General features: G+C 47.5%; 23 protein-coding genes and 1 pseudogene. 9 read left to right on the forward strand and 15 right to left on the reverse strand.

Features of this window, described 5'->3' with window-relative positions; translation table 11 throughout:
* Nucleotides 1-37: 37 nt before the first annotated feature.
* The gene (gene pspA / locus CWE09_RS03420; protein ID WP_126802611.1) at nt 38-706 is read right to left on the reverse strand and encodes a phage shock protein PspA; all 669 of its coding nucleotides are present in this window, start codon (nt 704-706) and stop codon (nt 38-40) included.
* 192 nt (nt 707-898) lie between these two features.
* Here pspA and pspF point away from each other — a divergent pair, with 192 nt between their 5' ends.
* From pspF to putP, 7 genes are all read left to right on the forward strand, one after another.
* Nucleotides 899-1,984, forward strand: a complete 1,086-nt coding sequence (gene pspF, locus CWE09_RS03425; RefSeq protein ID WP_126802612.1) for a phage shock protein operon transcriptional activator — start codon at nt 899-901, stop codon at nt 1,982-1,984.
* A gap of 1 nt (nt 1,985) precedes the next feature.
* Nucleotides 1,986-3,623, forward strand: coding sequence for an ABC transporter substrate-binding protein (locus CWE09_RS03430; RefSeq protein ID WP_126802613.1), 1,638 nt, complete (start codon nt 1,986-1,988; stop codon nt 3,621-3,623).
* Nucleotides 3,620-4,651, forward strand: coding sequence for an ABC transporter permease subunit (locus CWE09_RS03435; protein WP_126802614.1), 1,032 nt, complete (start codon nt 3,620-3,622; stop codon nt 4,649-4,651). The genes CWE09_RS03430 and CWE09_RS03435 overlap by 4 nt, the downstream gene beginning before the upstream one ends.
* Complete coding sequence (locus CWE09_RS03440; protein WP_126802615.1) at nt 4,638-5,531, forward strand: ABC transporter permease subunit; 894 nt, start codon at nt 4,638-4,640, stop codon at nt 5,529-5,531. Before CWE09_RS03435 ends, CWE09_RS03440 begins: the two co-directional genes overlap by 14 nt.
* Nucleotides 5,531-6,538, forward strand: coding sequence for an oligopeptide/dipeptide ABC transporter ATP-binding protein (locus tag CWE09_RS03445; protein ID WP_126802616.1), 1,008 nt, complete (start codon nt 5,531-5,533; stop codon nt 6,536-6,538). Before CWE09_RS03440 ends, CWE09_RS03445 begins: the two co-directional genes overlap by 1 nt.
* Nucleotides 6,531-7,301 carry an ATP-binding cassette domain-containing protein gene (locus tag CWE09_RS03450; RefSeq protein WP_126802617.1) on the forward strand — a complete coding sequence of 257 codons (771 nt, stop codon included), beginning with the start codon at nt 6,531-6,533 and terminating at the stop codon, nt 7,299-7,301. The genes CWE09_RS03445 and CWE09_RS03450 overlap by 8 nt, the downstream gene beginning before the upstream one ends.
* A 144-nt stretch (nt 7,302-7,445) precedes the next feature.
* Nucleotides 7,446-8,990: a sodium/proline symporter PutP gene (putP, locus tag CWE09_RS03455; RefSeq protein WP_126802618.1), complete on the forward strand. Its 1,545-nt coding sequence runs from the start codon at nt 7,446-7,448 to the stop codon at nt 8,988-8,990.
* A gap of 81 nt (nt 8,991-9,071) precedes the next feature.
* On the opposite strand, the gene rssA is transcribed toward putP, so the two are convergent.
* On the reverse strand, nt 9,072-10,058 hold the full coding sequence (gene rssA, locus CWE09_RS03460; RefSeq protein ID WP_126802619.1) for a patatin-like phospholipase RssA: 987 nt from the start codon (nt 10,056-10,058) through the stop codon (nt 9,072-9,074).
* A gap of 75 nt (nt 10,059-10,133) precedes the next feature.
* Between rssA and CWE09_RS03465 the strand changes: the two genes are divergently transcribed.
* Nucleotides 10,134-11,354 (forward strand): EAL and HDOD domain-containing protein, encoded by a 1,221-nt coding sequence (locus CWE09_RS03465; RefSeq protein ID WP_126802620.1) that lies wholly within the window; start codon nt 10,134-10,136, stop codon nt 11,352-11,354.
* Here the strand turns inward: CWE09_RS03465 and CWE09_RS03470 are convergent.
* The 4 genes from CWE09_RS03470 to CWE09_RS03485 form a co-directional block, all read right to left on the reverse strand.
* The gene (locus CWE09_RS03470; protein ID WP_157982802.1) at nt 11,351-12,070 is read right to left on the reverse strand and encodes a metallophosphoesterase; all 720 of its coding nucleotides are present in this window, start codon (nt 12,068-12,070) and stop codon (nt 11,351-11,353) included. The two genes, CWE09_RS03465 and CWE09_RS03470, sit on opposite strands and share 4 nt — an antisense overlap.
* On the reverse strand, nt 12,060-13,877 hold the full coding sequence (locus tag CWE09_RS03475; RefSeq protein WP_126802622.1) for a DUF885 domain-containing protein: 1,818 nt from the start codon (nt 13,875-13,877) through the stop codon (nt 12,060-12,062). The genes CWE09_RS03470 and CWE09_RS03475 overlap by 11 nt, the downstream gene beginning before the upstream one ends.
* 184 nt (nt 13,878-14,061) lie before the next feature.
* Nucleotides 14,062-15,105: a recombinase RecA gene (gene recA / locus CWE09_RS03480; RefSeq protein ID WP_126802623.1), complete on the reverse strand. Its 1,044-nt coding sequence runs from the start codon at nt 15,103-15,105 to the stop codon at nt 14,062-14,064.
* 123 nt (nt 15,106-15,228) lie between these two features.
* Nucleotides 15,229-15,711: a CinA family protein gene (locus CWE09_RS03485; RefSeq protein WP_241974295.1), complete on the reverse strand. Its 483-nt coding sequence runs from the start codon at nt 15,709-15,711 to the stop codon at nt 15,229-15,231.
* A gap of 100 nt (nt 15,712-15,811) precedes the next feature.
* Here CWE09_RS03485 and mutS point away from each other — a divergent pair.
* Nucleotides 15,812-18,361 (forward strand): annotated as a pseudogene (gene mutS / locus CWE09_RS03490) (DNA mismatch repair protein MutS).
* 38 nt (nt 18,362-18,399) lie between these two features.
* Here mutS and rpoS read toward each other — a convergent pair.
* The 9 genes from rpoS to ftsB are packed head-to-tail and all read right to left on the reverse strand — an operon-like array spanning nt 18,400 to nt 24,732.
* On the reverse strand, nt 18,400-19,365 hold the full coding sequence (gene rpoS, locus CWE09_RS03495; RefSeq protein WP_126802624.1) for an RNA polymerase sigma factor RpoS: 966 nt from the start codon (nt 19,363-19,365) through the stop codon (nt 18,400-18,402).
* A gap of 35 nt (nt 19,366-19,400) precedes the next feature.
* A complete protein-coding gene (locus CWE09_RS03500) occupies nt 19,401-20,261 on the reverse strand; it encodes a peptidoglycan DD-metalloendopeptidase family protein (protein WP_126802625.1) in 861 nt (286 codons plus the stop codon).
* Between the two features lie 4 nt (nt 20,262-20,265).
* The gene (locus CWE09_RS03505) at nt 20,266-20,844 is read right to left on the reverse strand and encodes a YqaA family protein (RefSeq protein WP_126802626.1); all 579 of its coding nucleotides are present in this window, start codon (nt 20,842-20,844) and stop codon (nt 20,266-20,268) included.
* Nucleotides 20,841-21,482 carry a protein-L-isoaspartate(D-aspartate) O-methyltransferase gene (locus CWE09_RS03510; RefSeq protein ID WP_126802627.1) on the reverse strand — a complete coding sequence of 214 codons (642 nt, stop codon included), beginning with the start codon at nt 21,480-21,482 and terminating at the stop codon, nt 20,841-20,843. The genes CWE09_RS03505 and CWE09_RS03510 overlap by 4 nt, the downstream gene beginning before the upstream one ends.
* Entirely contained in the window at nt 21,479-22,228 is a 750-nt protein-coding gene (gene surE / locus CWE09_RS03515) for a 5'/3'-nucleotidase SurE (protein ID WP_126802628.1), read from the reverse strand. The genes CWE09_RS03510 and surE overlap by 4 nt, the downstream gene beginning before the upstream one ends.
* Nucleotides 22,209-23,267 (reverse strand): tRNA pseudouridine(13) synthase TruD, encoded by a 1,059-nt coding sequence (gene truD / locus CWE09_RS03520; protein ID WP_126802629.1) that lies wholly within the window; start codon nt 23,265-23,267, stop codon nt 22,209-22,211. The genes surE and truD overlap by 20 nt, the downstream gene beginning before the upstream one ends.
* Nucleotides 23,264-23,740: a 2-C-methyl-D-erythritol 2,4-cyclodiphosphate synthase gene (ispF, locus tag CWE09_RS03525; RefSeq protein WP_126802630.1), complete on the reverse strand. Its 477-nt coding sequence runs from the start codon at nt 23,738-23,740 to the stop codon at nt 23,264-23,266. Before ispF ends, truD begins: the two co-directional genes overlap by 4 nt.
* Nucleotides 23,741-24,448: a 2-C-methyl-D-erythritol 4-phosphate cytidylyltransferase gene (ispD, locus tag CWE09_RS03530; RefSeq protein ID WP_126802631.1), complete on the reverse strand. Its 708-nt coding sequence runs from the start codon at nt 24,446-24,448 to the stop codon at nt 23,741-23,743.
* Nucleotides 24,448-24,732 carry a cell division protein FtsB gene (ftsB, locus tag CWE09_RS03535; RefSeq protein ID WP_126802632.1) on the reverse strand — a complete coding sequence of 95 codons (285 nt, stop codon included), beginning with the start codon at nt 24,730-24,732 and terminating at the stop codon, nt 24,448-24,450. Before ftsB ends, ispD begins: the two co-directional genes overlap by 1 nt.
* Nucleotides 24,733-24,735 lie beyond the last annotated feature (3 nt).

Genomic DNA, 24,735 nt, shown 5'->3' on the forward strand with positions numbered 1-24,735 from the left:
CTTCATCCATAAATCAACCTGTTACAAGCAAGTTATATTACTGTTTGTCCCGGTCCTGCACACGTTGCTTCAGTGCCGCCAGCTCATCCTCTACCTGGGACTCGTTTTCCAGTGTTTTAAACTCATCAGACAGGGTTTTCTTACCCAGGTCATAAGCGTCTACCTGAGACTCTATACCCTCAATTTTAGCCTCATAGCGGTCAAACTTCTGCATCGCCTGGTCTACTTTACCGCTGTCCAGTTTGCTCTTCACGCTTAAACGTGAAGTTGCAGTGCGCTGACGCATCAGAATTGATTTCTGACGAGCTTTCGCATCTGACAGTTTTTCCTGTAACTGGCCGATTTCATCGCTCAGGCGGTCGATATGCTCGTCGACCCGCTCAATTTCCCGTTGCAGACTTTCCAGCGCCTCCTGAAGCTTTTTCTTCTCCAGCAAAGCAGCCCGGGCCAGATCATCACGGTCTTTCGATAATGCCAATTCCGCTTTGCTTTCCCAATCCTGAGCTTCCCGCTCCAGCTGGCTTAAATGCCGCGTTAGTTCTTTCTTCTCGGCCAGAGTTTTTGCCGAGCTGGAACGAACCTCGACCAAAGTGTCTTCCATTTCCTGAATAATCAGACGCACCATTTTTTGGGGATCTTCTGCTTTATCCAGTAACGAATTCAAATTAGCATTTACGATGTCTGTAAAGCGTGAAAAAATACTCATAATCAGTACCTCAAGTAAGGACAGTGTTTTAAATAACCACTAGTTACTATTCATTATTTGAGCCAACTCGCATGATTTTTATAAAACATTGAAAAATAAAGAGTTATACTACTAACACTTGGTTAGCATTGACTGCTACATTAAATAAAAACACTAATAATTAGTCAAAATAGCTAATCCTTAAGGAAAATCATGAGTCCGCGTCGCAATGACAACCTGATCGGTCAGTCAAATAATTTTCTCGAGATATTAGATCACGTTTCGCAGGCCGCTCCACTGGGGAAACCAGTGCTTATCATCGGTGAACGCGGTACGGGTAAAGAATTGATTGCAGCCCGCCTGCATTTCCTGTCCCAACGCTGGGACCAGCCTTATATTAAGCTTAACTGTGCTGCACTCAATGAAACTCTTCTGGAGACTGAACTCTTCGGACATGAGTCTGGTGCTTTCACCGGTGCCAGCAAACGCCATGAAGGTCGCTTTGAGCGCGCCCATAGCGGCTCATTATTTCTCGACGAACTAGCTACTACTTCCAGTCTGGTTCAGGAAAAGCTACTTAGAGTTATAGAATATGGCGAGTTTGAGCGCGTCGGTGGAAATAAAACCATTAAAACCGATGTCCGCCTTATCGCTGCCACCAATGAAGACCTGCCGTCATTAGCTGAGCGCAACGAATTTCGTGCCGATCTGTTGGATCGCCTCGCTTTTGACGTCATCACCCTGCCCCCATTACGGGAGCGGCGGGAAGACATTATGATCCTGGCGGAACATTTTGCTATTCAGATGGCCAGGGAGCTGGAATTAGAACTTTTTAGTGGCTTTACCAGTAAAGCCCAGCAGAAGTTATTAGACTACTACTGGCCGGGTAACATTCGCGAACTCAAAAATGTTGTTGAACGCAGTGTATATCGGCTCAACAATGCGCACCTTCCGGTCAACGAAGTTATCCTTGACCCTTTTGATAGTCCATACCGACCTGCCAGCAACAAAAAGAATAAACTCACCAGCAGTCCGATAAATACTATCAGTGAGAGTGAGCCGGCCAAAATAAATGAAGATAATGTAAATCCAGACACACACTTCGCAATGCCAGACCTGGATGCTGACTGTAACTTTAAACAATTAACCCAGGATTTTGAGGTTCGTATGTTACGCTGTGCTCTGCAGAAAGCTCAGTATAATCAGAAAAAGACCGCAGAAAAGCTTGGCCTCACCTATCATCAGTTAAGAGGCTACTTAAAGAAATACCAGTTACTGGACGCTCAACAAGGTGATTAATGTGATTTGGTTACGAAGCATTGGTTTATGTCTGCCTCTGTTATGGCTGGCTGCCTGCTCGCCTTCCGCAGAACGCTCCGAAACACTGCAGGACGGTTTACTGTACTGCGCGGAAGGAAACCCTGAGTCTTTTAACCCTCAGTTAGTAACCTCTGGTACGACGCTGGACATGACTGCCCCCCATTTGTATAACCGCCTAATTGATTACGATGACGATGAACAACAATTTGTTGCCAGCCTGGCTACCAGCTGGACGGTCAGCGATGACGGCACCCGTTACCGCTTTAAATTACGCGATGATGTCAGCTTTCATGAAACCAGTTATTTTCAGCCCAGCCGCTATTTAAACAGCGAAGATATTCGCTTCAGTTTTCAGCGCTGGCTGGATCGGGAACACCCCTTTCATGCCATTTCCACCACAGGTTATCCCTTCTTCACCTCAATTGGACTGGATAAACTGATTACCGCTGTGAATACTCTCGGTGAACATGAAATAGAAATTAAGCTCAGTCAGCCTGACAGTTCGTTTTTAGCTAACCTGGCTTCCGACTTTGCCGTTATTCTGTCTGCTGAATACGCTGGTCAATTACTGCAGCGGGAACAGGCTCACCTTATCGATCTTTACCCTATAGGAACCGGCCCCTTTAAATACCAGTCTTTCCGCAAAGATGTCAGCCTGCGCTATGAAAGCCATGCTGAGTACTGGGACGGTGCCGCTAGTATTCAACGTCTGGTTTTCCGCATTATCCCCAGCGATCATAAACGCATGCTAATGCTACTGACAGGCGACTGCGATATTATTCCTTATCCACCGGCTCGTGATATCTCTGATCTCGAACAAAATGAAGACATTCAGCTTTATTCTACTGTCAGCCCCAATACCGCGTTCTGGGCTTTTAATACGCAGCGCCCCCCTTTTGACGACGTGCGTGTACGCCAGGCATTAATTCATGCCATTGATCGCCGCGCTATCGTTAATGCGGTTTATTTTGATCATGCTGCACTGGCTCAATCGATTCTGCCCAATACCTCATGGGCACACTTTTCAGATGAAGAAGCTTTTAGCTATGACCCTGAAATAGCACGTGAGCTTTTAGCTGATGCGGGTTATGGCAATGGCTTCAGCATGAATATCTGGGCCATGCCTGTACAGCGCGCCTATAACCCGAATGCCCGTAAAATGGCAGAACTGATGCAGGCTGATTTGGCCCGCATCGGCGTTGAAGTCAATATTATCAGTTATGAATGGAGCACTTTCCGGCGCCGTTTAGTCGACGGCGATCATGACTCAGTGTTGATTGGCTGGTCTGCAGATAACCCCGACCCTGATAACTTTTTCCGCCCTTTATTAAGTTGCGACGCTGTGCTTTCCGGCAGTAACCGGGCACACTGGTGTAACCCCGCATTTGATGAAATGGTAGGTCAGGCAATTGCCACCGCCGATCAGAACCAGCGCCAGGTCTATTACCAGCAAGCTCAGGAATTACTGAATGACCAGGTTCCGCTGATGCCTATTGTCCACTCTTTGCGTTATTTAGCAGCGCAACCTGAAATTAAAGGAATACAGTTACAGCCCTACGGCAGTATTCAGCTACACCGCGCCTACAAAGAAGATATTGCGGCAGAGGAGCAACCATGAGTCGGTACGTATTACGCCAGCTTAGCTTGCTACTAGTCACTTTTTTCCTGCTGACCCTACTGTCATTCAGTCTCGGCTACTGGTTTCCTGGGGACGCCCTGGCTAATTTGAGCGGTATTCAAACTCTCGACAGTGCGCTTTATGAACAAGCTATTGCCAGCCGTTCATTCGACCAGAATATAGCAGCCCAATACTTCAGCTACCTGACACATTTGTTGCAAGGAGACTGGGGCGTTTCTTTGCAGGATGGGGAACCGGTCTGGAATGAGATGAAAATTCGCTTCCCCGCCACTATGGAACTTGCTCTACTCGCTCTGCTACTCGCACTAGCTATTGGTCTGCCTGCGGGCATTATCAGCGCTGTTTATTATACTCGTTGGCCCGACCGCGTGATTAACACCTTCAGTCTCTCCGGTTACTCTATTCCCGTTTTCTGGCTAGCACAGTTATTAATTTTGATCTTTGCAGTCACCCTTGGGCTAATACCTATCGCGGGGCAAATAAACCCCCTGTATAATATTGAACCGGTTACGGGCTCCATTCTAATTGATATTATGATCTCGGATGGCCCCCATCGTCTGGAAGCTTTAGGCAATGCCTTACGTCACATGGTGTTGCCTGTGATCGTATTGGCTATTATGCCAGCCACTCTGTTAACCCGTATCACACGCAGTGCCCTGCACGATGTCCTTAATAAGAACTACATTCATGCAGCACGTGCTAAAGGATTGCATTCAGCCAGCGTGATCTGGAAGCACGCGGTACCCAACGCAATGCAAAATATTACCCGGCAACTGGGGTTATTATTTAGTATTCTGATAACCAATACGATGATCACGGAAGTTATTTTTTCATGGCCCGGAGTGGGCAGTTGGCTCGTGCGCAGCATCTATGAACGTGATTATCCGGTTATGCAGGCTGGTTTATTGGTACTGGCTACCTTAATTTTGCTGGTAAACGTACTGCTCAGTTTACTTCATGCCTGGCGCTACCCGCAGGTAAGGCAGGAACTTTATGCCACGCACTGACTTATACTACCAGGAACGCACCCCCTCCCCATTGCGACAGGTCTGGCATCAGTTTCGCCGTAACCTGCTAGCCATGAGCGCCCTGTACATACTGATTGCTATCGTTTTTGTTACTCTTTTTGCACCTTTGCTAGCACCTTACTCACCTACCGAGCAGTTTACTGATTACCTGTCCTTGCCACCTGCCTGGTCAGACAACGGTAATATGCGCTTTTTACTGGGCACCGATGAGTTGGGCCGCGATATGTTGTCCCGCCTTTTATATGGCGCACGACTGAGTTTCGGACTGCCACTGCTAGTGGTGGCTGGCGCTGCCGCTATAGGCATTCCATTAGGTGCCGCTGCAGCGATGACCGCGGGTGTGAAAAGCTCAACCTTGAAACACTTGCTCGATGTGCTGCTTTCTATTCCTTCGTTGTTACTAGCCCTGATTATCGTAGCTATTCTCGGACCAGGCCTGGGCAATGCTTTATTTGCCATAGGTCTGGTACTTATCCCCCAGTTTCTGCATGCCACCCGCAACGCCATTTACGATGAACGCTACAAAGACTATGTAGTTTCAGCCCGCCTCAATGGAGTCAGTCAATGGTATTTATTAACGGTGGTCATTTTCCCCAACACTATTAAGGTTTTGGTGGTCCAGCTTACTATGGCTCTCTCAACGGCTATTCTGGATATTGCAGCCCTTGGGTTTCTCGGCCTGGGTGCTCAATCGCCCTCTTCCGAATGGGGCACTATGCTAGCCAAAAGCATGGAAGTGGCGTATAGCTCTCCCTGGGTAATGGCATTACCAGGTCTGGCACTTTTTATTACTCTGGTAAGTCTTAATCTGGTCGGTGACACATTAAAGTCAGCTATTGATGACAGGGTGAAACGCTAATGTTACTGGATATTCGCAACCTCACTATCAGAATCCCTACCGCGCAAGGCTGGGTTAATGTAATCGACCGAGTCAGTCTGAGTGTGGCCGAAGGTGAGATACATAGCCTGGTCGGTGAATCAGGTTCAGGAAAAAGCATTATTGCCAGCGCAATTATGGGGTTTCTCAACCCACGCTGGGAAGTTCAGGCCGATCGTCTTTGGTTTGATGGCAAGGATCTGCTTACCATGACGGCTGCCGAGCGACGTAACATTATAGGGGTCGATGTCGCTATGATATTTCAGGACCCTGGCAGCCACCTGGACCCCAACAGTAGTATTGGCGAACAATTAGGCGAAGCTGTGCTCGACAGTGATTTAAGCAGCACCGGTATATTTGCACGCCGCCGCGAACGTCACAAAAAAGTGATCAAACTTTTGCATCGGGTGGGAATCAAAGAACACAAAGCTGCAATGGAAAGTTATCCTTTTGAGCTCTCTGAAGGTGCTGCGCAAAAAGTCATGATAGCCAGCGCTATTGCACACCGTCCACGCTTACTTATCGCGGATGAGCCCACTACTGCAATGGAGCCCTCAACCCGACAACAAATTTATCGCCTACTCAGTCGTTTTCATAGTAGCCATAATATGTCGATTTTATTAATTTCGCAGGATCTGGGCACTATCATGCCGGAGAGTCAACGTCTGACAATGCTTTACAGCGGTCAGATAATGGAATCCGGGCCCACCAAAGCCTTATTAGATGAACCCTTTCACCCTTACACGAAAGCATTGGCAGAAACCTCTCTGTACCAACAGAGTAAGTGCGACCCCAAAACTCATTTGCCGACGCTGCCTGGGGCCTCACCACCATTACAGCACCTTCCTATAGGTTGCCGCCTGGGACCTCGTTGCCCAAACGCAAGGCGCAAATGCGTGCAGACTCCGGGTATACGTAAACTGCGCTCTCACTTTTTTGCTTGCCATTATCCGCTGAACGCGGCCAAAAAGGGGTCTTTTAATGAGTAGCCTGCTACGTGTCGAAAACCTGGCCAAAAGCTACCTGCATAAAGGTAGCTGGATGAAGGCGCGAGCTGTCCCTGCCCTGCACCCTACCAGTTTCACTCTGGAGAGCGGTAAAACTCTGGCTATCATAGGTGAAACCGGTTCTGGTAAAAGCACTCTGGCAGAACTGATTGCCGGAGCTCAAAAACCCAGCTCAGGCGCTATGTTTCTGAACGACAAAGAGCTAAAGCCTGGTGATTACAGTTTTCGTTGCCGCCATATACGACTTGTTTTTCAAGACACTGATGCTTCGCTTAATCCGCACCTGACTATTGGCAAGCAATTAGAAGAACCTCTTATTTTCAATACCAAACTGACTGCACAGCAACGTCACGAACAGGTAGAGCGCGTATTACGTAAAGTCGGCTTACTCCCGGAACATGCGGTTTTCCACTCCCACATGATGTCCAACGGGCAAAAGCAGCGCGCCTGTATCGCCCGCGCCATCATGTTAAATCCAGACATCATAGTTGCGGACGAAGCCTTAGCCGCACTGGATTCATCCATCCGTGCCCAAATTATTAATCTACTTCTGGATCTGCAACGGGATATGAAAATGTCATATATTTTTGTTTCCCATAGCCCTGAAATCATTCGCCATATTGCTGACGACCTGCTGGTACTAAAGGATGGTAAAACCGTGGAGTATGGTAATGTACACAAGTTATTTGAACAGCCTGAGCATGCATATACAGCTTCTCTTCTGCAGCATACCTATACGTTGTAAGTAACGCTGTAAGTAAGAGCTTGCAGGCACTTCAACCTGTCTGCTTGATGCAAGGTAAAGATTTTGTTAGCGTGATGCGCTTTATATTGGTCTGTAGTTTGTGCGCAGAACTACAGTATTTTTTCTCTGAACAGGAGTTTATCCGTGGAAACAGGTACGCTGATTTCATTAGCGCTTTATTTTCTCGTCATGCTCGGCATAGGGGTCTATGCCTACTTCAAATCAACCAGTGACTTAGGTGACTACATGCTTGGGGGCAGACGCTTAGGTCCAGGCGTAACCGCCCTGTCTGCTGGTGCCTCCGACATGAGTGGCTGGATGTTAATGGGTTTACCTGGTGCATTCTACGTGGCTGGTTTCTCTGAAGTCTGGCTCGCATTAGGTCTACTAATTGGTGCTTATGTCAACTACCGGGTAGTGGCTCCTCGACTGCGTATGTACACGTATGTAGCCAAGGACTCTATTACTATTCCAGATTACTTTGAAAATCGCTTTCAGGATAAAACCCGAATTCTACGACTGGTTTCAGCGGTCGTTATTATTATCTTCTTTACCCTCTATACCGCGTCTGGCGTATACGCAGGCGGAACCCTGTTTGAAAATGCCTTTGGTATGGATTACCACAAAGGGCTTATCCTGACCGCCGCTGTCGTGGTCGCTTATACCCTGTTGGGTGGTTTCCTGGCTGTCAGCATGACCGACTTTGTGCAGGGCTGTATTATGTTTGTCGCCCTTATCATGGTGCCTTTAGTTGCCTTTGGTGCGCTTGGCGGTATCGAACCAGTCACCACCGAGGTGCGCGAACTTAATCCGGCCATGCTGAATCCTTTCTATGGCATTACCTTCCTGGGTACTATCTCGCTGCTTGCCTGGGGTCTGGGTTATTTTGGTCAACCGCATATCATCGTACGCTTTATGGCCATTAAATCAGTGCGCGACTTTAAAGCAGCTCGTCGTATTGGTATGACCTGGATGACAGTTGCCATTATTGGCGCCATGCTTACCGGTCTGGTCGGGGCTGCTTATATGTCGTTGCATGCCGATGATGTCAATGTCGGGGCTTATGTTGCTGAAGGGACACTGGAGAACTCAGAAACGATCTTTATTGTCATGTCCCAGCTACTATTCCATCCTTTCATTGGTGGTTTCCTGCTAGCTGCAATACTGGCCGCTATTATGAGTACAATTTCCTCGCAGTTGCTGGTTACTTCAAGCGCACTTACTCAGGATTTTTACAAAAGTTTCCTGAATAAAAACGCCAGTGACAAGGTACAGGTACTGGTGGGCCGTATTTCGGTACTGCTGGTTGCCATAGTAGCCATAGCTATTGTCTGGGTGCCCCAAGGCACTATTCTCGACCAGGTAGGTAACGCCTGGGCTGGTTTCGGTTCCGCCTTTGGTCCGTTAATCGTGCTCAGCCTTTACTGGAAACGCATGACCATGCAAGGCGCTCTTGCCGGTATGCTGACCGGCGCCTTCACCGTCCTGTTCTGGATCTATGTGCCTATACTGGCCGACGGCGAAACACTAAGCTCAGTAGTCTATGAAATGGTACCCGGCGTCTTGTTATCCACGCTGGCTATCATCATTGTCAGCCGCCTGACGCAAATCCCGAATAAATCAATAAAAGCGGGCTTTGTGGAAATGCAGGATGAACTGCAGACAGAAATGGATAAACCGAACGACTGATTTTATCCACGCAAATAAAAAGGGCAGCTACTGTGAAGTGGCTGCCCTTTTTTATGAGCGATCTATTTTACTATTACTCGTTCAGGCTCCATTACGACGCAGGCTGAGTACTTTTAAATCTTCTTTAATAAGTTCTTTCATTCGCATGGTGGTGTCATAACCTACTTCAATGGCTTCTTCGCCCCGCTCAAACTCAAGCAGGCCTATATGACCCAGTTTTGGCTGTAAAAGTACATCTGGCGGGTCGCCGGCCATACGAGCTTTGGTGATGCGTTCCTGCATAATGTCAATTGAAGCGGCCATGACTCCAAAAACGCCCGGGCTGGTATTTTTTTCTTTCTTTATTTTCTGCTTAAGACTGTCAAAATAACTTTGCCCGCGAGCAAGGAAATGGTCAAAACGGCTGTTATCCTGCTCCGCAGCGTCCTTTTTCAGTTGCCCTTCTTCAAATTCCAGTTGGTCTGCCAGACCCTGTGGAGCCATGTCCTGACTGGGAACTTCAGGTGTTTTCACATTCAGCTGAGAATTTAAATGCACAGCAATAACAAACTCGGCGTCCAGTGCACGGTTCAATGACACAGGTACCGGATTGACCAGAGCCCCGTCTACCAGCCAACGACCATTGAGCAATTTGGGTGAGAGTAATCCTGGCATGGCACAGGAGGCACGTGCTACCTGATAGACATCCCCCTTTTTCAGCCAGATTTCACGGCCGGTATAGAGATCAGTAGCCACGGCAGCAAAACGTTGATCCAGATCACGAATTTCAATAGCGCCAAACTCTTTACGTGCAAAGTTAAATACTTTTTCACCAGAAACTATGCCGCCGTTGCTTAAGCCAAAATCGAGCAAATTAAATACCTGCCAGCGGTCCATATCACGGACCCATTTCTCGACCTCATTTAAACGCCCTGCAGCATAGGCCCCGCCTACCAGCGAGCCTATTGAAGTGCCGGTAATAATATGCGGTCTGATCCCCATATCTTCGAGCGCACGAATCACCCCAATATGAGCCCACCCCCGGGCAGCTCCCGAGCCTAAAGCTAAACCGATTTTGATATCCTGCATGCCCTGTTATTCCCTGTTATTCTCTGCGAGTATTCTGTTAGTATATTGGTTGAATTATCCTAATTATCTGATGCTATGTTCTTTTACCTTGCTCGACAACCTATATTAAACCGATGTCAGCGGCTGTTTGGTTATGAACTACTTTTCCGCGATGGAGAACAAAACGCTTTCCCGAATGTTGATGATGACGTAGCGACCGCCAGACTGATAGAAAATAGCCAACTACAGCACACTATTGCCGAGCTCACGGAGCATAAACTCGCCTTTATTAATTTTGCAGAAGGTGGCTTGCTATCCGACCTTCCCAGGTTACTTTCACCATCAGATGTAGTCATCGAAGTACTGGAAAGCGTTACTCCCAGCCCTGCGGTACAAAACAAGCTGCAAACGCTCAAAGAACTTGGCTATCGGATTGCATTAGATGATTATAATTTTGACCCCGAATGGCAAAAAGTATTTCCTTACTTAAGTATTATCAAAGTAGATCTACAAGCTTATACATATCGTCAACTGCAAGTACTTAAACATCAAATACGAGGAACGGGCATAGCCCTGCTAGCCGAAAAAGTTGAAACTCGACAACAATTTTCAGACGCTCTTGAAGACGGCTTTGAATACTTCCAGGGCTATTTTTTTTCCAAGCCGGAAATGCTTAAAAAGCGTAATATTTCGCCAACTAAAGCAGCTTGCACCGAACTTCTTGCTGAAACTTCCCGAGAGCAATTTGATTTCAAATATGTGACCGAGATTCTGCAACGCGATGTAGCTTTGTCTTATCGTCTTCTTCGTTTTGTTAATGCGGCTGCTTTTGGCAGAGCGAAAAAAGTAACCTCTTTACATCAAGCGGTGATCTTCCTTGGTGTAGAGGAAGTGAAGCGTTTTGTTACTCTGGCGGTAACTGCAGCTTTAAACGATGATAAACCCAGCGAACTCATTCGTTTAGCCATCACGCGCGCGCGTTTTTGCGAACTACTTTCACAACATCATGAGCACAAAACGGTAAATTCAAATCAAGCTTTTCTGGTAGGCCTGTTTTCTCTACTGGACGCGATGTTTGACGAAGAACTGAAAGTCGCATTAAATCGCCTGAACCTGACCGATAGTATTCAAAGTGCCTTAGTTGAACGCCGGGGTGCACTGGCCTTCTACCTTGCGCTGATTGAACAGTACGAAAAAGCAAACTGGCAAAAAGTAGATATTATATGCAAGCGACTAAAAGTGGATCCAGAGCAGATTCCAGAGCTCTATATACAGGCCAATAACTGGGCTCAACGCATCTTACCAGATGATAGTTAACTCAGACTAAAACTATGCAGATCTCCGGCTAACTGGGCTAAAGTAAGCTTTCCGTCGCCGTTCTGCGCTTTATAAGCGCCAGTATCTATCATCTGTACATTGCCAATTAAGCGGGGTTCATCAACAATATGATGGCCGGTAAATAAACGGTCAATGCCTTCCATACTATCCAGTCGCAAGCCTTTTCCACGATCTCGATCCCACAGGCAACTACGCTGCCATTCTGGCTTGCAATCAATACCCTGCTTAAAAGCGGGCCAACCGATATCAGGCGGAAAGTCGGCATGCATAACAGCATATAACTGTTGTTGCAGACGACATTCGATAGCATAACTCATGTTCAGGCTGATTTTTTCCGCTAACTCAATCCTTTGTTGCGGGCGCAACCGGAAAAACCAGCTCCCTCCAAAAGAAGACCATTGGCTACCCAATTCATGGTCGCCACTGGCCATAAACTTTAATAATATTTCTTCGTGGTTGCCCAGGCAGGAGAAAAACCAGGGTTTGCCTAACCAGGATAATAAAGCATAGGAGTCTGGTCCCCTGTCTATTAAGTCACCTACAGAAAGCAGACGATCCCGGGTCTCATCAAAGTTAACCTGATTTAAGGCAGCCTCTAGTAAAGATGCGCATCCATGCACATCTCCTACCACAAAGTCTCTTCCTTGCAGATTTTCTGAGAGACAATGAACTGGCTGGTTAAGTTTAAGCTGCATGCTCGGAGGCAACCCAACTTTCAATCCGCTGACGCAGAATGGATAAAGGTAAAGAGCCATGGCGCAATACTTCACGATGGAAATCACGAACATCGAAATCATCGCCCAGGGCCTGTTCAGCCTCACTTCGCAGTCTGCGGATTTCTAACTGGCCTATTTTGTACGCCAGAGCCTGTCCAGGCAGTGCCATAAAACGTTCAGCCTCAGATACCGCCCGAGCCTCAGCAACTGGCGCATTTTCATACATGTAAGCCAACACCTGATCACGGCTCCAGCCTTTTGCGTGAATACCGGTATCTACCACCAGTCGTATGGAGCGCCATAACTCAGCCACCAGCGCACCAAACTGGTCATAAGGCTCATAGACACCTAATTCGTTACCTAAGGATTCTGCATATAAACCCCAACCTTCAATAAAAGCAGTTTCACCACCAAAACGGCGAAAGCGGGGTAAGTGTTCCATTTCCCGTTGCAAGGCCAGCTGGTAATGGTGTCCTGGGGCCGCCTCATGTAATACCAGTGCTCCCTTAGCCCAGGTTGGGCGGGCTGAAAGGTCATAGGTATTCAGATAAAAGATACCTGGACGGCTGCCATCTTCCGAGGGCGATTGATAGCTGGCAGAACTTGCACTCTGTTCACGAAAACGTTCAACCTTACGAATTTCGTAGTCTGCACGGGGAAACATGTCAGGATGAAAAAGTTGCCCGGTCACCTTGTCAACCTGTTCAGAGAAGTCGCGGTAGTCCTGCAGCATAGCTTCACGACTCTCATAAATAAACTGCTCATCGGTACGGGTAAATTCAAAAAACTCCTGTAAAGAACCGGAGAACTCGACATGCTGCATAACCTCCCGGATAGAGTCGTGAATACGAGCCACTTCGTCCAGACCGAGCTGATGGATTTCTTCCGCGGTCATATCTGTGGTGGTTCGCCAGCGCACATTAAACGCATACCATTCTTCTCCTCCAGGTAGCGCACTGAGGCCATAACTATCCGTTCGTGTAGCAGGCATATAGTCCTGCTCTATAAAGTCATGAAGTCGCTGATACGCGGGTAACACATGGTCCTGAATACGTTCACTGTATAATGCGATTAACCTTTCCTGTTCACTCTTTTCTATATCGCCTGGAAAATTCTCCAACGGCTGATAAAACATGCTCTCGCTAATATCATCCACCAGCTGTGATTCAATTTGCGGCAAAGCCCGTTCCATCAATACGCGGGGCTGTACAATATCGCGCTGCATTCCCTCTTCCATATTGTGGATAGCTTGTTCAATCAGAGAAGGAATCTGACTCATGCGACTCGCCCAGTTATCATAATCTTCAACTGTAGAAAAAGGTTGTGCTGATTGGCCAGAACCCAACATCGCAAGTCGTGCGGCCAGATTATAAAATTGGTTAATTGGGAGTAGATGCTCCGGATACTGCATCTGCTCCAAAGCCATGCTTCTGTCACGCTTAAAAACCTCATAACTGAGACGATCCTGTTCATTCAGCTTAGTTTCATCGATATCTACTAATAAGCTCAAATATTCCTCTTCCAGCATACGCTGACGGATTCTGTGTTCTTCACTCAATGAATTAGCTAAACGATCGTTAAATCTATGGTCACCCATGAATGTTGCTCGCAAAGGATTCAACTGAAGATTGGCTGCAAAATATTCGGCATAGACATCTTCCAGAAAGGCCGCCTGTTTTTTACTTGCTGAGCTTTGTGACTCTGCTTCTTCTGAAGGACTGCATGCAACCCCTACTACTAAAACCAAACTAACCAAAAAAGTCATTTTGTGTACGCGCAACTTCATGCTGGAAATACCTCTGTCGCTTTGAGCGTCTTATTTTAAGGGAATAAAAAAGAGCTTAACCATTACATAAAAATTAACCAATGTGAAGAAAACCACCAGTCATTTATTTAAGTGACTGATGGTCACGACAGGTTAATAAAAAAGGCTGCACAGAGCAGCCTTTCAGTAAAGCGCGCAATCAGCGCTATAGTAACTCATCTTCTTTAGGCTCTTCCGGCTCAGCATCTTGGTTTTTGCTCGGCTTAAGTAGCAGCATCTCACGAAGCTTGCCTTCGATTTCATCAGAAATAGAAGGGTTCTCAGCCAGGAATTTCATAGAGTTCGCTTTACCCTGACCAATTTTATCGCCTTGATAACTGTACCAGGCACCGGCTTTCTCAACCAATTTATGCTTAACGCCCAGGTCAATAAGTTCGCCCTCTCGAGAAATACCTTTACCGTACATAATCTGAAATTCAGCCTGTTTAAATGGCGGTGCCACTTTGTTTTTAACGACCTTCACCCGAGTCTCATTACCCACCACTTCATCGCCTTCTTTCAAAGCACCGGTACGGCGAATATCCAAACGTACCGATGAATAAAATTTCAGCGCGTTACCACCGGTAGTGGTTTCAGGGTTACCAAACATAACGCCAATTTTCATTCGGATCTGGTTAATAAAAATCAGCATCGTATTGGAGCGTTTCATATTACCAGCTAGCTTACGCAGGGCCTGAGACATTAAACGAGCCTGCAAGCCTACATGAGTATCACCCATTTCACCTTCAATCTCTGCTTTTGGCGTCAAAGCAGCTACCGAGTCAACAATGACTACATCTACCGCAGCTGAACGAACCAGCATATCGCAAATTTCCAGCGCCTGTTCACCCGTATCTGGCTGCGATACCAATAACTCATCTACTTTAACGCCCAGGTTTTCAGCGTACAAAGGATCCAGTGCATGTTCGGCATCAACGAAGGCACAGGTTTTACCTTTCTTCTGCGCGGCAGCAATAACCTGCAGGGTTAATGTTGTTTTACCACTCGACTCCGGACCATAGATTTCAATGACTCGCCCGGTAGGCAGACCACCGATACCAAGGGCAATATCCAGGCTCAATGAACCTGTCGAAATGGTTTCAATATCCATGGCTTTATTATCGCCCAGACGCATAATTGCACCCTTACCAAACTGGCGTTCAATTTGGCCTAAAGCGGCGTCCAATGCTTTTTGTTTGTTATTGCTCATTCGTTTACTCCGAAACAGTAATGGGAGGTCATTGCCAGTCAGTATACTGTAGATATGTACAGTATCAAGTCAAATTAGCTATTTTCTTACAAGGATGACGCAAGAAACTGATATAAAAGGATTTTATAAGATTTCATTCAATTTACTCAGGGCATGAATCACCGATTGTTCTCTGATTTCCCGGCGATCACCAGTAAATAAACAGCATTCACTGTATTGCAGACTATCGCTTCCCGACCATGCAAAACAAACCGTGCCCACCGGTTTCTGCGGACTTCCGCCACCAGGGCCTGCAATACCTGTAATGGCGAGTGCATAATCGACATTTAACAAAGGTAAAGCTCCCCTGGCCATCGCTATTGCCGTTAATTCTGAAACTGCCCCCTCCTTCTCCAGCGTAGCTAAGGGCACTCCCAGTAATTTTTGCTTCAGTGCATTACTATAGGTCACCACACCACCGGCGAACCACTGTGAACTTCCCGCCAGTTCGGTGCAGGCATGAGCAACACCACCGCCAGTGCAGGACTCAGCGGTGCCTAACATCTGACCGCGTTCTAGCAAGCGCTTCGAAAGACTTTCCAGTTCCTGCTGTAATATTCGCTGCACTTTCTTTTCCTTATCTGGTGGCCTGAGGGCTTGGCTTTTGTAACTGAACAAGCGATCATAGTGATATCATCTGAACCACCAGGATAACAAGATTAAAACCATGGTTTCGAGCCCTCATACGCCAATGATGCAGCAATATTTGCGCATTAAGTCTGAACACCCTGACATTTTGCTGTTCTATCGCATGGGTGACTTTTATGAGCTTTTTTTTAGCGATGCTTAAAAAGCCGCTCAGCTACTGGATATTTCGCTGACCAAACGCGGACAGTCTGGCGGTGAACCTATCCCCATGGCAGGTGTTCCCTATCATGCGGCGGAAAACTATCTTGCGCGTTTATTACGCTTAGGTGAGTCCGTGGCTATTTGCGAACAAATTGGCGATCCCGCGACCAGCAAAGGTCCGGTGGAACGCAAAGTCATGCGTGTATTGACCCCAGGAACACTAAGCGATGAGGCCTTACTGGATACTCACCAGGAAAACCTATTGGTGGCCGTTACCTGGTTCCAGGAGAAATTCGGATTAGCCGCTCTTGACCTTTCCAGCGGCCGTTTTAGCCTGAGTGAAGTAAGTGGAGAAGAAGAACTGCAAGCAGAACTGGAGCGCCTGCAACCCGCTGAGTTATTACACCCGGAACAATGGCCGTATGCACATTTAATTAGCTCTAAAAAAACTTGCAGGGGCCGGCCTTTATGGGAATTTGAACTGGCAACTGCAGAGCAGTTATTAACTCGCCAGTTTGGCACCCAGGATTTACAGGGGTTTGGAGTACAGGCTGCGAAAAGCGGGCTTTGCGCAGCCGGCGCTGTAATGCATTTCCTGAAAAGTACGCAAAAATCAGATTTACCGCATATTAAAAGCATCCATATGGAGCAAAGCAGTGATGCAGTTCTACTTGATGCAGCTACCCGACGTAACCTTGAACTGACCCAGAATCTTGCGGGAGGCCACGAGCACACCCTGGCAGCAGTACTGGACAATACTGCAACCGCTATGGGAAGCCGCCTGTTGAAACGCTGGCTACACCGCCCTCTACGCAGTCGGGAAGCATTGCAAAAGCGTTTTGATGCCGTTTCCTGTATTCGAAAAAAAGAGGCCTGGCCAGACTTGCAAGAGCTGCTAAAACAGGTCGGCGACGTCGAGCGTATTCTGGCGCGAGTCGCACTGCAAAGTGCACGCCCTCGCGATCTCACTCGTTTGCGGCAGGCACTGCAAACGCTTCCTGAGGTGAAACCATTACTGACAGATACTGCACTACAATTTATCAATCAGGACATTCAGTTATTTTCCAGCACCCGAGAAACCCTGGAACAGGCCATAGTAGAGAACCCACCCGTAGTTATCCGGGATGGTGGTGTATTAGCTCCCGGTTATAACGAACAACTGGATGAGTACCGTGAATTAAGTCAGGGAGCAAGCAGCCAGCTTGAGCAGCTGGCAGAACGAGAGCGGCAACGCACAGGAATTAGTGGTCTGAAGGTAGGCTACAACAGGGTTCATGGCTTTTATATTGAAACCAACCGCCAGGCTGAAGTGCCTGCCGACTACCAGCGCCGACAAACGCTTAAAAATGCAGAACGTTACATTATTCCTGAGCTGAAAGTTTTCGAAGATAAAGTACTGCGTAGTCAAAGCCAGGCACTAGCCCTTGAAAAACAACTGTATCAGGAGCTGATCGCCAGTTTATTAAAAGACTTAGCGGGTCTGCAGAAAATGGCAACGGCGCTGGCCCAGCTAGACGTGCTGACCTGTTTCGCTGAACGAGCTGCCAGCCTGGATTATTGTCAGCCAGAACTGCATCAGGGCTATGGCCTGGAAATAGAACAAAGCCGGCACCCGGTAGTCGAGTACTACAGCGAGCAACCTTTTATTGCCAATGATCTGCATATTACTGAGCAGAAAAAATTATTAATCATTACCGGCCCTAATATGGGCGGGAAATCAACTTATATGCGTCAGGCCGCACTTATTACTTTAATGGCACATATTGGCTCTTTTGTGCCCGCTAAACAGGCAAAAATTGGTCTTGTAGATCGCATCTTTACCCGCATAGGTGCAGCCGATGAATTAGCCTCCGGGCGTTCTACTTTCATGGTTGAGATGACTGAAACCGCTAACATACTGAACAACGCCACCCCTCAAAGTCTGGTCTTAATGGATGAAATTGGTCGTGGGACTTCAACTTATGATGGACTTTCGCTGGCCTGGGCCTGTGCTGAGTCGCTGGCCCGCGAGCAACGTTCAATGACTCTTTTTGCTACTCATTATTTTGAGCTTACCAGCCTGGATAAGATATTACCCGCAACCATTAATTTGCATGTAGATGCCACCGAGCATGAGGATAATGTGGCCTTCCTGCATCATGTCAAAGCAGGTGCTGCCAACCGCAGTTATGGGCTTCAGGTAGCAAAACTGGCAGGTGTCCCACAGGATGTGATCAGTAAAGCACAAGCTAAATTGAAAGAACTGGAAAGTGAGCGTGGTAATTCAGTAGAAAGCCCCCCTGCGCAAAAACAGTTACCCTTGCAGGAAGAAGCCCGTGATAACAGCAAAGCAGAGGTTATGCAAAAGGAATTGGACAAATTAGAGTTAGACGAACTAAGCCCGAAAGAAGCGCTTAACTTATTGTACCGCTGGCAGCATAAAAGCTGACAGCGGTACATTCTTTTGCTCATATGTTGTGGATAATATTATCCACTGGTAAATACTGATTCCAGGCTTAACCCTTGCTGACGCAGAGTTTCACGAAGCTTACGTAAAGCTTCAACCTGAATCTGGCGAACCCGCTCACGGGTCAAGCCAATTTCGCGGCCGACGTCTTCCAGTGTAGAGGGTTCATAACCAAGCAAACCGAAACGCCGTGCCAGTACTTCGCGCTGTTTTGCATTTAGCGTATCCAGCCATTCCAGGATATGCTCACGCATGTCATTATCCTGGATGTCCATTTCCGGACCACCTCCTTTCTCATCGGCAATGATATCCAGCAAACCTTTTTCAGAGTCACCGCCAATAGGCGTATCGACCGATGAAATACGCTCATTAAGACGCAGCATTTTATTCACATCTTCTACTGGTTTTTCCAGTTTATGCGCAATATCCTCGGCCGTAGGTTCGTGATCCAGCTTATGTGCCAGCTCCCTTGCCGCGCGCAAATATACATTAAGTTCTTTAACTACATGAATGGGTAAACGAATGGTACGAGTCTGGTTCATAATGGCACGTTCTATAGTTTGACGTATCCACCAGGTAGCGTAAGTTGAAAAGCGGAATCCGCGCTCGGGATCAAATTTTTCAACAGCGCGAATGAGTCCCAGATTGCCTTCTTCGATCAAGTCTAATAATGCAAGACCCCGGTTATTATAACGACGGGCGATTTTAACAACCAGGCGCAGGTTGCTCTCAATCATTCTTTTGCGCGATTTATCGCAACCTTTTAAGGCTTTACGTGCAAAATAAACTTCTTCTTCTGCACTTAATAGTGGTGAGAAGCCAATTTCGCTTAAATACATCTGAGTCGCATCCAGCTTGCGACTTTGTTTGCTGGAGCTGGCCAAAGCATCATTCAACTCAGCGTCAACCTGAGCTTTTTCATCTCGCTCAGCACGCTCCTCATCTGTGGCAACATCATCCATCAAATTTTTAGTTTCTTCACGCATTTTCCGTTCTCCATATTTAGGCCGCTAACGCAGCTTTAGCGAGATCGGGGTAGATACCTCTCTGGATTAACCGAACTCCCCTGATATCGAAGCTCAAATCTTAACCGTACGTTATCCGCTTCGGAATCACCCATAGTAGCTATTTTTTGACCCGCTTCTACGCTCTGTTGTTCCCGCACTAACAGTTCATCGTTATGTGCATAAGCGGTTATATAATCATCACTATGTTTCAGTATGATTAACCGCCCGAAACCGCGTAATGCGCTGCCAACATAAACTACCTTTCCTGCTGCCGCTGCTGTTACCGGGTCGCCTTTCTGTCCCGCAAAAACAAGCCCTTTCCGTCCGGGCTCGCTATCTGAAAATCGCTGTACAATACGACCTTGAGATGGCCAGAACCATTCTATTTTGCCGTTGCTGTTTGTACGTTGTTTTTCAGACTCTTGGTTTACGGACTCTGTTTCAACATACTCGCCATTAGTCTTACTATCAATGGGGTCCTTTAGATCAGTTTTTTTCGAATTTTTATGTTCGATATTACTAACCTGTCTACTTTCTACCCCATTCAGGCCACTTTTGGGAGGGGTAACTGGTGTTTTAACGCTTTCTTTACGTATTCTTAGAACTTGGCCCGGAAAGATAGTATAGGGTTCAGAGAGGTTGTTGAGCCGTGCGATATCGCGCATATCCATATTGGCGCGAAAAGCGATGGAGTATAGAGTTTCCCCCTGCTGCACTTGATAAGAGGCACTGGATAAAGAGCCCTGAGTGTAATCATAGACACTGCGCCCCTGATAGACGGACTCTACCGGTGCTGGCTCAGAGCGAGTGCTGCAAGCCGTTAATAAAAGTAAGAGAAGCACGCTACAAGTAGCCGGACTAAAATAAATACGCATAACGCTACCGTAGCAGTAAATAAGCGATCACAGCCAGAACCACAGTGACCCAACCTATAGTATCCAGGTGATTACGCAAATGCTTATCCATCATAGGCCCACCAACACGCATCAACCAGGCCACCAGAAAGAAGCGCATGCCGCGGCTAATCAAAGCAGCCAGTACAAATGGCCAAAAGGCAACAGACATAACACCTGCGGCAACGGTAAAGACTTTAAAAGGAATGGGCGAAAAGCCAGCCAGAAAAACCACCCAGAAGCCCCACTCCATAAACCATTGCTGCGCACGGTCAAAATGGCCCATATAGCCCAGACTTTCAAGCACAGGTTGCACCAACGGCTCATAAGCAATCTGCCCCAACCAATAACCAAGAATACCGCCCAGTACCGAAAAAATAGTTGCCAGCCAGGCGAAATAAAAAGCTTTTTTCGGTTGCGACAGGGCCATAGGGGCAAGCATTACGTCTACTGGAATAGGAAAAATCACAGATTCAGCGAAACTCACTCCAGCGAGAATAGCCGGCGCACGGCGATGTTGTGACCAGATAAGAGCTTTATCATAAATAGGTGTAAATATTTTCACTCTGTATCCCCGGCAATAAGCGGTACAAAACGGACATCTACCAACTCACGATAGCTAAAATCCTCCTGCTCACGTTCAATAACCAGCAATCGCTGACGTTCTTCACCAATAGGAATAACCATCATACCGCCTTCCGGAGACAATTGACTGAGCAGGTTTTCAGGCACTTTTGCTGCAGCTGCAGTCACTATAATACCGTCAAATGGCGCTTTGCTGCGCCAGCCCTGCCAGCCATCTCCATGTTTCATTTTTACATTGTGCAGATCTAATTGCTTAAGGCGCCGTTTTGCCTGATATTGCAACTGGCTGATACGCTCAACAGAAAATACTTCATCCATAAGTTTGGCTAATATCGCAGTCTGGTAACCGGATCCCGTACCTATTTCCAATACCCGCCGACATTTCTTCTGCACCAGTAAACTAGTCATCAAAGCGACCATATAAGGCTGCGAAATAGTCTGGCCGTTCCCAATGGGCAAGGCCGTATTCTCATATGCCTTGTGAGCCAAAGACTCGGGCATAAACTGATGTCTCGGAGTATCTTTTATAACGTCCAGTACGCTAGGTTCAGTAATGCCCTGCTCCTGCAGCTGAGCAATCAAACGACGTATGACTCCCTGAAAATTTGTGACTATCATAAATCTTGAGTTAACCAATCTGAGACATGTTGTTGTTGCGAACGAGCGGTCATATCAACCGTCAGTGGGGTTATCGAAACATAACCTTCCCGTATTGCAGCAAAGTCGGTATCTGGCCCATCGTCCTGATGATCACCCACTGGGCCGTACCAGAAAAGTTCGCGCCCACGCGGATCAGTATCCCTGAACATGCCTTTGGCCCGGTGTCTGCGCCCTAACCGAGTAATTCTCGTACCTTTAATGCCCTGCAGACTGCAATAAGGTACATTTACATTCAGCACAAAATCGGCACTCAGTGGCTTTTGCTGCAAACGGACAATCAGATCGGCAACTATTTTTGCTGCTGTCTCATAATAATCATGACCATGTTCGCCCATAGAAACTGCTATCGCAGGTAAGCCCATGAAACGACCTTCGGTAGCCGCGGCTACCGTTCCTGAATAAAGTACGTCATCACCCATATTTGGGGCGTCATTAATGCCTGACACCACCAGATCCGGAATTTCTGCCAGCGGCGAATTGGTGCCCAGATGAACACAGTCAGTAGGTGTGCCATTCACCGAAATAAAACCGTTTTCCAGCTGCTCTACCCGTAACGGATCATGCAAGGTCAATGAATTACTGGCACCGCTGCAATTGCGTTCCGGCGCGATTACCCGAACATCCGCAATCTGAGACAGCTCTTTATACAAAGCCAGAATGCCTGGTGCACGCACACCATCGTCATTACTCAGTAATATTTTCACTCGCTTTCTCCTGTAACTCAGCAACTTCACGTAATACGCTGGTTGCATACACTCCGGCCGGCAACCTCATATACACAATGCAGTCTTGTTCCAGCCATTGCCAGCTAAACGCCTGAGGGCGTAATAACAAAGCCCGGCGTTCCTGTTTTAAACCGGCTTTCTCCAAGCCTTCGCGAAAATCCGCAAAGCCATCTAATAACTGACTTTCCAAGTCAGCGGCATCGCTTTGTGCAGGTGTGGCACCACGCCCCCATAAAGGACCCGACAATTCAACATCACCGCTGTTAAGCCGTTGCTCAGTGTCTTCCGCATTATCAGCATCGGCAATAAAATACGAGCGAGTACCGGATAACAACAAGGCATCACCGGCCAATAATCTATCCAGCCCATGCAATTGCATACGCTGGTTGAGGTAATGATTAAACAGATAAGAGCGGGCACTGGATAACAATAAACTGCGCATATGGCGATCTTTAATGCGTCGCCCGGCGAACATCGCCTGAGCTTTGCTTAAATTGGCGCCGCCATGACCAAACCGTTGCACACCAAAATAGTTAGGTACACCCTTTTCCGCCACGCGCTGTAATGCCTGTTCCAGCGCTGCAGAATCACTGATATCGCGCAGACGTATAATAAAACGATTGCTGGCATGGGTGCCGCGACGTAATTTACGCCCCTGACGACTGATTTGCAGAATGCTGAATTCGTCGTTCTGCAAGTGGTTCCAATCGATCTCGGTGGTGGCTGGCAACTGCACTGAAAACCATTGCTCAGTCACCGCCTGGCGATCCTTCATGCCCGAGTAACTAACCTGCTTAATTGGCACCTCTGCAAAACGTGCTAATTGGCGGGCGACAAACTCAGTATTGGCACCGCGCTTTTTTATATATAACCAATGGTGTTCTGCTTTTTGTTCCGCAGGCAGCTCAAAACCCAATTCTTCATATACCTGAAAATCTTCTGGTTGTGCTTTAAAAATCGCTGTAGCAGAAGGCGGTTTGCCGGCTTGATAGGCAAAATCTAAGGAAAAATCGCTCATACCTGAGGCTCCAGTAAAACCACTGCCATTGCCGCTATACCTTCTTTTCGTCCAGTAAAGCCCAATTGTTCAGTGGTGGTTGCTTTCATGCTTATACATTGTGTTTCTGCATCCAGTAAAGCCGCCACAGATTCACGAATAGCCAGATTGTAAGGGGCTAATTTAGGCGCTTCCGCCATCACCGTCATATCGGCATTGACCAGCTTATAACCGGCTTCGCGCACTTTGCGGTAAACCTGACGCAGCAATTCGCCGCTATCAGCACCGGCATAGGCCGCATCCGTATCCGGAAATAATTGTCCGATGTCGCCGGCGGCAATCGCGCCCAGCAAGGCATCACACAGCGCGTGTAACAGGACGTCGCCATCGGAATGGGCAAGCAGCCCACGCTCATGAGGGATGCTTACACCGCCTAAATGCACGGGTCCTTCACCAGCAAACTTATGTACATCAAAACCCTGGCCTATACGCATTTATTGATTCTCCTGATGGCCGTTTTGCTGCAACAAACAGGCAGCCAAAGCCAGATCATCCGCTTGAGTGACTTTAATATTGTTGCTGGAACCTTTAACCAAAGCAGGCCTGAATCCTGCCCACTCCATCGCTGAAGCTTCATCTGTTATGTCTACACCCGCACTGTTCGCCGCCATTATCTGAGTGGCGAGCTCTGAAGCCATAAAAACCTGAGGTGTCAGTGCGTGCCATAAGTCGTTACGAGCTTCAGTACGTAGCACATAACCACCTTTTGCACGTTTCATGGTGTCACGCACCGGGGTCGCCAGAATAGCCCCCTGTTTCGGGTCCTGTTGTGCCTGGTCCAGCAGTAACTTTAGGTCACCAGCTGATAAACAAGGTCGCGCAGCGTCATGAACCACTGCCATCACCTGATCTGAAGAAGACAGGCTGCATAAAGCATTAAGTACAGATTTACTGCGGCTGACGCCACCAGTTACGGTATAAATTCGGGGGTCCAGGGAGATAGCTAACTGCTGAAAACGCTTATCCTCTGGATGTAGCGCTACTATTACTTTTTCAATGCGGGTCTCAGCCAGCAATGCCAGCAAACTGTATTCGATCATAGAGCGACCGCCAAACTGCAAATACTGTTTAGGAAGTTCCAACTGCATGCGACTGCCAATGCCAGCTGCTGGCATAATTCCCACAAATGATAGCGAGGTCATTAGTTTTCCGTTTGAATTCTGACTAAGCGAAAGAAAGTTTCATTCTCTTTAATTAAACCCAGCTCATTACGAGCCCTTTCTTCCACAGCTTCCTGCGCGCTGCGTAAATCATTAATGTCCGCTTGTAAAAGCTGGTTACGTTGCGCCAGTTGTTCATTACTGGCTTCTTGCCGGGCGATATCTTCCTGCAATTGACGATAGTCGGCAATGCTATGTTCACCCATCCATAAACGGTATTGCAGGGCAAACATCAAACCTATCAGGCATAAGGTCAATAAACGCATCTG

This window comes from Aliidiomarina minuta (assembly GCF_003987145.1).
Taxonomy (GTDB): domain Bacteria; phylum Pseudomonadota; class Gammaproteobacteria; order Enterobacterales; family Alteromonadaceae; genus Aliidiomarina; species Aliidiomarina minuta.